5 protein-coding genes and 1 riboswitch are annotated in these 9501 nt (G+C 44.3%); of the genes, 2 read left to right on the plus strand and 3 right to left on the minus strand.

Annotated elements, in window-relative coordinates; genetic code table 11:
* Together B9J87_RS04870 and B9J87_RS04880 are read right to left on the minus strand one after the other, a co-directional pair.
* Window positions 1–394: hypothetical protein (locus B9J87_RS04870; RefSeq protein ID WP_017050669.1), on the minus strand; the 394-nt coding region annotated here is incomplete at its 3' end.
* Between the two features lie 847 nt (window positions 395–1241).
* Entirely contained in the window at window positions 1242–2363 is a 1122-nt protein-coding gene (locus B9J87_RS04880; protein WP_029189908.1) for a pyridoxal-phosphate-dependent aminotransferase family protein, read from the minus strand.
* Between the two features lie 178 nt (window positions 2364–2541).
* Window positions 2542–2717: riboswitch (Lysine riboswitch) on the plus strand.
* A gap of 109 nt (window positions 2718–2826) precedes the next feature.
* On the opposite strand from B9J87_RS04880, the gene lysC reads away from it, so the two are divergent.
* Window positions 2827–4179, plus strand: coding sequence for a lysine-sensitive aspartokinase 3 (lysC, locus tag B9J87_RS04885; protein WP_017043419.1), 1353 nt, complete (start codon window positions 2827–2829; stop codon window positions 4177–4179).
* Between the two features lie 66 nt (window positions 4180–4245).
* Here lysC and metH read toward each other — a convergent pair whose 3' ends face one another.
* Window positions 4246–7923, minus strand: a complete 3678-nt coding sequence (gene metH, locus B9J87_RS04890; RefSeq protein ID WP_094149583.1) for a methionine synthase — start codon at window positions 7921–7923, stop codon at window positions 4246–4248.
* Between the two features lie 182 nt (window positions 7924–8105).
* On the opposite strand from metH, the gene B9J87_RS04895 reads away from it, so the two are divergent.
* Window positions 8106–9386: a cation:proton antiporter gene (locus B9J87_RS04895; protein ID WP_081265549.1), complete on the plus strand. Its 1281-nt coding sequence runs from the start codon at window positions 8106–8108 to the stop codon at window positions 9384–9386.
* Window positions 9387–9501: the final 115 nt, after the last annotated feature.

Here is a 9501-nt window from a genome sequence, read left to right on the forward strand (position 1 = left end):
ATATAGAATAGGCGCCAATCACTCGATTCCGACTATCGATGATAGGAATCATAGGCAAATGACTGTCTAATAATAACTTTCTAGCTTGAACCTTATCCATTAAGGCCGATACGGCAATATCGCTTTTGTGCATAATATCTTTCATGATGATATTCATCTGTGATACCACCACCTTGCTTAAATAAACAAATCCTAAGTATTCACCTGCATCACCAGAGATAAAGATAAGGTTTAAACGCTTATCGGTTAAGGACGATGAGCGTAGAATCGCAATCACCGCCTCTACAGATAGCGATGCGCCTACACAAATAAAGTTGTTATCCATTTCGGTTTGAATAGAGTGAGCAGCAGGTAGCCGGTTGCCCATAGCTAATGATGTGTTGTACATAACCATCTTTGTATCTCCTTGAAACTATCAAGGCAAAGAAACCAAATTATGCAGAAAATCCACGTAACTGAGCTGCAATAAGCTTATACCATCAAGCTCAAGCATTCCCCGCCTTGAACAAGCAAGTTAGGAGAAGATAAAGTCAGTCAAATAGAGAAGCCGTGTACTTGCGAAAGTTCTAGCGGTGTACAGATGACATGCAAGAAATTCAAAAGCATTCACGCTCTAGCCAGTAGAAACGCTGTATTGAATAAATCATATGATCGACTTAAACAAACACGATACTCTATAAAAAGAGTGTGATATTGACAGGAGAGAACAAGAAAAGGAGCTTCGTTAGTATGAATACCAACTTAGCAAAAGCGAGGCTTTAAATGAAAAGTTGGCAACAAAACGTAGGCTTTTCTACTAACCAGAAAATACCACACTTGGATAATCGACTACTCGACGAGTCCATAGGTTTCTATTGCACCTCTAAAAAGTTAATAATAAGTATGCTTTCTCAGCGCGGTTATCCTAACGCAGATAAAATAATGGTCAACCAAAACAATCGAACAATGTTCATTTTTTACAATACCATGACAATACAAAGTAGCATCCAAACCTGTTCTAATATTTAGGCCACAAACTTTAGCATCGTATATTTATTATAAATACACAAAATGCCACTTATATTCATAGGAGTAATTAAACCATTAACGGAAGAATTTATCTTAAGACATCAATCACGAGTATTCCACTCACGCTAGGAAGAGCTAACAATAAAAATGAATTTTATGATTGATGCTGAAACGAACAACGTTCAGCATCAGCACCACTAAAAAGGAGCAAATGCTCCCTTATGTGTTTTTTGCTAATTTGTTAATGACTCTTCTAGCGCCCGTAAGCATAAGGCCACGTTTTCACTGCGCGCCCCATACCCCATTAGACCAATACGCCACGCTTTACCCGCTAAAGTGCCAAGGCCTGCGCCGATCTCCAGGTTGTATTGATTGAGCAAATGCGCTCGCACTTTAGCCTCATCAACCCCTTCTGGAATATAGATCGCATTCAATTGCGGTAAACGACAATCTTCAGCAACGACAAATTCAAATCCTAATTTTTCTAAGCCCTGCTTTAATTTGTCATGCATCACACGATGACGTGCCCAAGCCTGCTCTAGACCTTCGTTTCTCAACACCAGTAAGGCTTCATGCAATGCGTACAAACTGTTAACTGGCGCAGTGTGGTGATAACTGCGTTTGCCTGCACCGCTCCAATAACCAAGCACTAAGCTTTGATCTAAAAACCAGCTTTGAACGGGGGTTGTGCGAGATTGAATTTTTTCAATCGCTTGCGCTGAAAAAGTCAGTGGCGATAAACCCGGAGGGCACGATAAGCACTTTTGGCTCCCAGAATAGACGGCATCGAGCTGCCATTGATCCACATAAAGTGGCACGCCGCCTAAGGATGTCACTGCATCTACAATACTCAGCATGTTGTTTTGCTTAGCCAGCAAACCTAATGCTTGCGCATCACTCAATGCACCAGTTGACGTTTCTGCATGGACAAACGCGAGAATTTTAGCATCAGGGTTAGCCTGTATGGCTTGCTCGACTTTATCGAGCGAAACGGGGGCTCCCCACTCATCATCCACCAGCACAGCCTCTCCGCCACAGCGCACTACATTCTCGCGCATACGCTCGCCAAAAACGCCATTGCGACACACGATGACCTTATCTCCCGGCTCAATCAGGTTGACAAAGCACGCCTCCATACCAGCGCTGCCCGGTGCGGAAACCGCGATGGTAAACTCATTTTCCGTTTGAAAAGCGTATTTAAGCAGCTGCTTTAGCTCATCCATCATCTGGATAAAAAGCGGATCTAAGTGGCCAACAGTCGGCCTGCTCAGCGCTTGTAATACTTGGGGGTAAATATCTGACGGGCCTGGCCCCATCAAAATTCGCTGGGGTGGGTTAAAACTGGTAATGGACATAGTTGCTCCTTGCTTGCGGCCAAATACGAATACCCAGAGTAAAACAAATCCGCTGATGCAACAATTCGACCGAAGTCTAGAGGTCAAACCAGTGTCACACTCTGGTTAATTTTATTTTACATTTGGACTTAATTAGCGATTGACATTAACAGTTCAAAAACGTTCAATGAATGAGCTATCTAGCAGAAGAGGAGCACTGCCCAGGCAGATGTTTTGTGGAGCCTCAACTCCAATACAAAACATTAATGGGGAGCAGTGCCGAGATAAACCAAGGTTGTGGATTTGGTTTATCGGTTGAATGGGCTGAATCCCTTCAACTGTCATCAGCAACCCTGATGAAGAGCTTCTGAGGTAAACCAATCATAAAAACACCTCTTTATTTGCTCTAGAAAAACTCTCTTCAAACATTGGACGTTGGTACACCAACACTATTTTTATTTCAGGAAGTCGTGGGAGAAATGCCGTGAGCGCATTCAATGTCGCCAAATTTGGCGGAACAAGCGTTGCTAACTTTGAAGCAATGAGTCTTTGTGCCGCTGTGATCGAAAATAATCCAGAGACCAAATTAGTCGTGAGCAGTGCCTGCTCTGGCGTGACGAATTTATTGGTTGAATTAGCCAATGGCGTACAAGATGCCAATCAACGCTTAAGTATTATCAAACAGTTAGCTGATATTCATCATGCGATTATTGATAAACTTGCCGACCCGCTACAAGTTGAAAAAGAGGTACACTCAATTTTAGATATGGTGGCCAGTGTCGCAGAAGCGGCCTCTTTTCAAGCGAGTAAAAAGCTGACCGATCACTTAGTTGCTTGTGGCGAGTTAATGTCGACCTTCATTCTGACGCAATTACTGCGTGAACGTGGCATGGATGCGATCCGTTTTGATATTCGAGAAGTGCTGCGTACTGATGACCACTACGGTCGGGCGGAACCGCAATTAGAGCAGATCCAGCAATTAGCCCAAGAGAAGTTAACACCACTTTGCCTGCAACACGTAGTGGTAACTCAAGGTTTCATCGGCGCTGATGAACAAGGGAATACAACCACATTGGGCCGAGGCGGCAGTGATTATTCTGCGGCCTTGATCGCCGAAGCAGTACAAGCTTCTGGCTTAGAAATTTGGACTGATGTACCGGGGATTTATACGACCGACCCACGCATTGCGCCTAAAGCCGCTCCGATTGCGGAAATAAGCTTTAGCGAAGCATCGGAGATGGCAAACTTTGGCGCTAAGATTTTGCATCCATCGACGTTGCTGCCCGCGCTTCGCCACGATATCCCTGTGTTTGTCGGCTCCTCAAAAGAGCCTGAAAAAGGCGGCACTTGGATCCGTAAACGTGTGGAAAGCTCACCTCTATTTAGAGCCTTGACCCTACGCTGCAATCAAACCATGGTTACGCTACGCAGCGCTAGCATGTTTCACGCATACGGCTTTCTTTCGAAGGTGTTTGAAATTTTAGCCAAACACAAAATTTCGGTGGATCTGATCACCACCTCTGAAATCAGCGTCTCATTAACATTAGATAAAACCGATACCTCAGGTGGAGCGCCTGAACTGCCTCAAGCGGTGCGCTTAGAATTAGAAGAGCTGTGTAAAGTTGAAGTCGAACATAATCTGTGTTTAGTTGCGCTGATCGGCAATAACATGAGTGAAAGCAAAGGCTATGCAAAACAAGTTTTTAGCACCTTAGAAGATTTCAATTTGCGTATGATTTGCTATGGTGCCAGCCCGCACAACCTCTGCTTTTTATTACACGAGTCGGTTTCTAAAGCGGCAATTCAGAAACTTCATCAAGACTTGTTTGAACGATAAAACCACATTGAGTAGTAACACGCTGAATAAAAAACAGGTTGGCTTAGCCAACCTGTTTTTTATTACTTAATCTAAATTCGGCCCAAGCCATTTTTCCGCTTCTTGCGCATTCCAGCCTTTACGTTGTGCGTAATCTTGCATCTGATCTTGTTGAATTTGTGCAATGGCAAAATAACGAGAGTCAGGATGCGAGAAGTACCAACCCGACACCGAAGCACCCGGCCACATAGCGTAACTGGTGGTTAAAGACATATCGATGGTTTGCTCAACTTGTAACATCTCCCACAAGGTGCCTTTTTCCGTATGCTCAGGACACGCTGGATAGCCCGGCGCTGGGCGTATACCTTGGTATTTCTCACGGATCAAATCATCGTTCGACAACTCTTCGTCAGCAGCATAGCCCCAAATTTCTTTACGAACTTGCTGATGCAAATATTCCGCAAAAGCCTCAGCAAGACGATCAGCTACCGCTTGGATCATGATGGCGTTGTAGTCATCGCCTTGCGCTTTATATTGGTCTGCTAATTCTCGCTCACCAATTCCGCCTGTCACGGCAAATGCGCCGATCCAATCTCGTTTACCACTCTCCTTTGGTGCAATGTAATCGGACAAGCAGTAGTTATAACCTTTGGGCTTTTCGGTTTGTTGGCGTAAGTGATGCAGAACATGAGCAACCTCGGTGCGCGATTCATCGCGATACACTTCGATATCATCCCCCACACTCGCGGCTGGGAATAAAGCGCAAATACCGCGAGCCTTGAGTAGCCCTTCTCGCTCAACTCTATCAAGCAATGCATTAGCATCATGGAATAAACTTTGTGCTTCCTCTCCCACCTCTTCGTGTTCAAAAATCGTCGGATATTTACCCATCAATGACCATGTCATGAAAAATGGTGTCCAGTCGATGTAACGACGAAGGGTAGCCACATCAAAATCATCAAACACATGTACGCCCAATTTAGCCGGAACTGGCGGCGTATAGTTATCCCAATCGATAACCGCTTTATTTGCCCTTGCCACTTCTAATGAGACGGGTTTAGTACGGGGGGTTTTACGGTGATGTTGATCACGCGTGCGTTCATAATCGAGGTTTAATTTTTCAACAAAAGCAGGACGTAACTCATCAGAAAGAAGCGAAGAACAAACGCCTACTGCGCGCGAAGCATTGTTCACATACACAACAGGCTGGTGATAATTTTGCTCAATTTTAACTGCGGTATGTGCTTTAGAGGTGGTTGCTCCGCCAATCAAAAGCGGTAATTTAAACCCTTGTCGCTCCATTTCTTTGGCGACGTGCACCATTTCATCTAAAGAGGGAGTGATGAGGCCGGATAACCCAATGATGTCGACATTCTGTTCTTTCGCGACTTTGAGGATCTGCTCGCATGGCACCATAACGCCGAGGTCAATGATTTCGTAGTTATTACACTGCAAAACGACGCCAACGATATTTTTGCCGATGTCGTGTACATCCCCTTTAACTGTGGCAAGAAGGATTTTGCCATTATTGGAACCCGCTTGCTTAAGCGCGTTGATGTAGGGCTCTAAATGCGCAACGGCTTGCTTCATAACGCGCGCCGATTTCACTACTTGCGGCAGGAACATTTTCCCTTCGCCAAAGAGGTCGCCGACCACGTTCATTCCATCCATGAGAGGCCCTTCGATCACATCCAATGGGCGAGTGGCATTTTGACGAGCTTCTTCCGTATCTTCAACAATATACTCGGTGATACCTTTGACCAACGCATGCTCTAAACGTTTTGCGACTGGCCATGAACGCCATTCAAGCGCACTGGCATCCTCTTCCTTACCGACACCTTTGTTCGCATATTCAGCCGCAATATCCAGTAAGCGTTCAGTGCCATCGCTGCGGCGATTGAGAATGATATCTTCGACTGCTTCACGCAGTTTCTCAGGCACGTTATCGTAAATCTCAAGCTGACCGGCATTGACGATACCCATGTCCATGCCGTTTTTAAAACAGTGATAAAGGAATACAGCATGGATCGCTTCACGCACATAGTTGTTACCGCGAAAAGAGAAAGAGACGTTGGAAACCCCGCCGGAAATCATCGCATGGGGTAAATTACGTTTGATATCAGCCACGGCTTCGATAAAGTCCACAGCATAATTATTATGCTCATCAATACCAGTCGCAACCGCGAAAATATTCGGATCAAAAATGATATCTTCAGCAGGGAAACCAACCTCATCAACCAAAATTCGATAAGCTTTGGTACAAATTTCAAGTTTTCGCTCACGGGTATCCGCTTGGCCTACTTCATCAAACGCCATCACGATCACAGCAGCACCATAGCGGCGAATGAGTTTAGCTTGTTCAACAAACTTCTCTTTCCCCTCCTTGAGGGAAATCGAGTTCACAATCCCTTTGCCTTGAATGCATTTGAGACCTGCTTCAATTACCTCCCACTTAGAAGAATCAACCATGATTGGTACTTTGGAAATATCCGGCTCAGAAGCGCATAAATTGAGAAAGCGGACCATGCAAGCTTGCGCATCCAACATCCCTTCATCCATATTGATATCGATGATTTGTGCACCGTTTTCGACCTGCTCTCGAGCAACATGCAGCGCCTCATCATACTGCTCATCTTTGATTAAACGCTTAAAACGCGCAGAACCAGTGACGTTAGTTCGCTCACCTACGTTGATGAATAAGCTCTCTTTGGTAATCGTCAGCGGCTCTAGACCGGATAGACGACAAGCCACTGGAATATCGGGTAACGCTCTTGGTTTCACACCTTCGACCACTTTTGCCATTTGTCTAATGTGCTCAGGAGTGGTTCCACAACAGCCACCAACAAGGTTCAAGAATCCTGCTCGCGCCCATTCCCCGATGTGCTGCGCCATCTCATCAGCTTCAAGATCATACTCACCGAATGCGTTAGGCAACCCCGCATTGGGATGAGCCGAGACATAACATTCAGAAATACGTGATAGCTCTTCAACGTATTGGCGCAATTCATCCGGACCGAGTGCGCAGTTCAAACCAAATGAGATAGGCTCAACGTGTCGCAGTGCATTATAAAAGGCTTCGGTTGTTTGCCCAGAAAGCGTTCGACCAGAGGCATCGGTGATTGTCCCTGAGATCATCACGGGCAGTTTGTAACCCAACTCTTCAAACACACAATCCACCGCAAAGGCACAGGCTTTAGCATTTAAAGTATCGAAAATGGTTTCAATCAAAATTAAGTCGCTGCCGCCACGAATTAAAGCACGTGTTGATTCTGAGTAAGCTTCAACTAATTGCTCAAAGCTGATATTTCGAAACCCAGGGTCATTCACGTCAGGGGAGAGCGAGCAAGTGCGGTTTGTTGGCCCTAGCACTCCCGCCACGTAACGAGGTTTATCAGGCGTTTTCGCCGTCCATTCGTCAGCAGCTTGGCGTGCAAGATTTGCAGCAGCGAAATTGATCTCATTGCTAATGGCTTGCATATCGTAGTCGGCCATTGCGATGCTCGTCGCGTTGAAGGTATTCGTCTCTAGGATATCAGCACCTGCTTCCAAGTAAGCACTATGAATTTCTTTGATTAACTGAGGCTGCGTCAAGACGAGAAGGTCATTATTTCCTTTCAGATCGTTTGGCCAATGGGCAAAACGATCTCCACGATAATCTTGCTCTTCCAATTTATAGCTCTGAATCATGGTGCCCATGCCACCATCAATCAATAATATTCTCTGTTGCAATTGAGCTTCAATTTGACTTCTAACTTCTCTTCCCACAGTACAGCCTCATTCCTTTTGGTTATTCGCTCATCCTATCATATAACCATTAGAAATCTAGACGTCTAAACTTCACTTTAATTATCGTTTGATACATCTGCAATCATGGCTAAAAAGTGTTTGCTATTTGTACATCATCCAAGGAGAATTTCATTCATATTTTGTTACACGACGAGAAAACAATGTCTGTCTATTACACTTTATGCTTCCTATCAGGAGCAGCAATGTTGATTGCCTTTCTAAACAGTAAGATAGGCAATATGCAAACCACTATCGCCATTACAGCAGGATCGATGATGTTGTCATTATTGATCTTAGTTGCAGGTCAAAATGATTGGTTTCATCTAACTCAAATAGCGACAGAAACCGTCAACAGTATTAACTTTGAAAATTTTCTGCTCAAAGGAATACTCGGTTTTCTACTTTTCGCTGGTGGCCTAGGCATCAAATTACCCAACCTAAAAGATCAGAAATGGGAAATCGCGGTTCTTGCGCTAGGCGCAACGCTATTTTCAACCTTCTTCATCGGTTTTGGGCTATACGCCTTCTGTCAATTTATCGGTATTCACTTCGATCTCGTTTACTGTCTGCTATTTGGTGCACTCATATCACCAACAGACCCAATAGCCGTATTAGCTATTGTTAAAAAGTTAAATGCACCAAAACGTATTTCAACCCAAATCGAGGGAGAATCGCTCTTTAATGATGGTTTTGGTTTGGTTATCTTTGTCACCATTTTCACTATTGCATTTGGTACGGAAGCACCAACCATAGGTAGTGTAACTATGTTGTTTATTCAAGAGGCAATGGGGGGCATCCTGTATGGCCTAGCTCTTGGGCTATTATTCCACTACCTCATCAGCGCCACCGATGATCACTCAATGGAACTGCTTTTAACCATTGGTATACCGACTGCTGGCTATGTTTTTGCAGATGTTATCCATGTTTCCGGGCCTTTAGCTATGGTTGTATCAGGGATAATGATCGGCAACTGGACACGCTTCATTGGCTTTTCAAAAGAAAGTGAAGAACACCTTGACCACTTTTGGGAATTGGTTGACGAATTTTTGAATGGTGTGCTCTTCCTACTTATCGGTATGTCGATGCTACTCTTCAAATTCCATGAAGAGGACTGGATATTGATGGCTTTCGCCATTCCTCTTGTCTTATCTGCTCGCTATCTAAGCGTTTTTTTCTCTTACATCGGCTTCAAGCGTTACCGCTCCTACAACCCATGGTCAATAAAGATACTAACTTGGGGAGGACTACGAGGTGGGCTAGCACTAGCAATGGCACTTTCTATCCCATCTGGCATATTAGTTATCCCAGACAAGCTTATTGATGTAAAAGAGATAATCCTTGTTATGACATACGCTGTCGTGGTGTTCTCAATACTTATTCAAGGTTCAACAATTACCCCATTAATAGACAAAGCAAAACAAGCTGAAAAGTCGTCAGTTTAGAAAGAAAACTATCAGTAATGACTGATCAAATCAATTTTATCCCTAGCCGATGTTCTAGAACATCGGCTTTGCTATCTTTACTTTGTTGCTCCTCTCTCTATATCTACTGTAATAC

It is taken from the genome of Vibrio sp. V19_P1S1T109 (assembly GCF_002241375.1).
Lineage (GTDB): Bacteria > Pseudomonadota > Gammaproteobacteria > Enterobacterales > Vibrionaceae > Vibrio > Vibrio anguillarum.

Bases quoted from the DNA above. Each gene is read 5' to 3' on its own strand.
- B9J87_RS04880 (WP_029189908.1), bottom strand. From the start codon at position 2,363: ATGTCCATTACCAGTTTTAACCCACCCCAGCGAATTTTGATGGGGCCA.
- B9J87_RS04895 (WP_081265549.1), top strand. From the start codon at position 8,106: ATGTCTGTCTATTACACTTTATGCTTCCTATCAGGAGCAGCAATGTTG.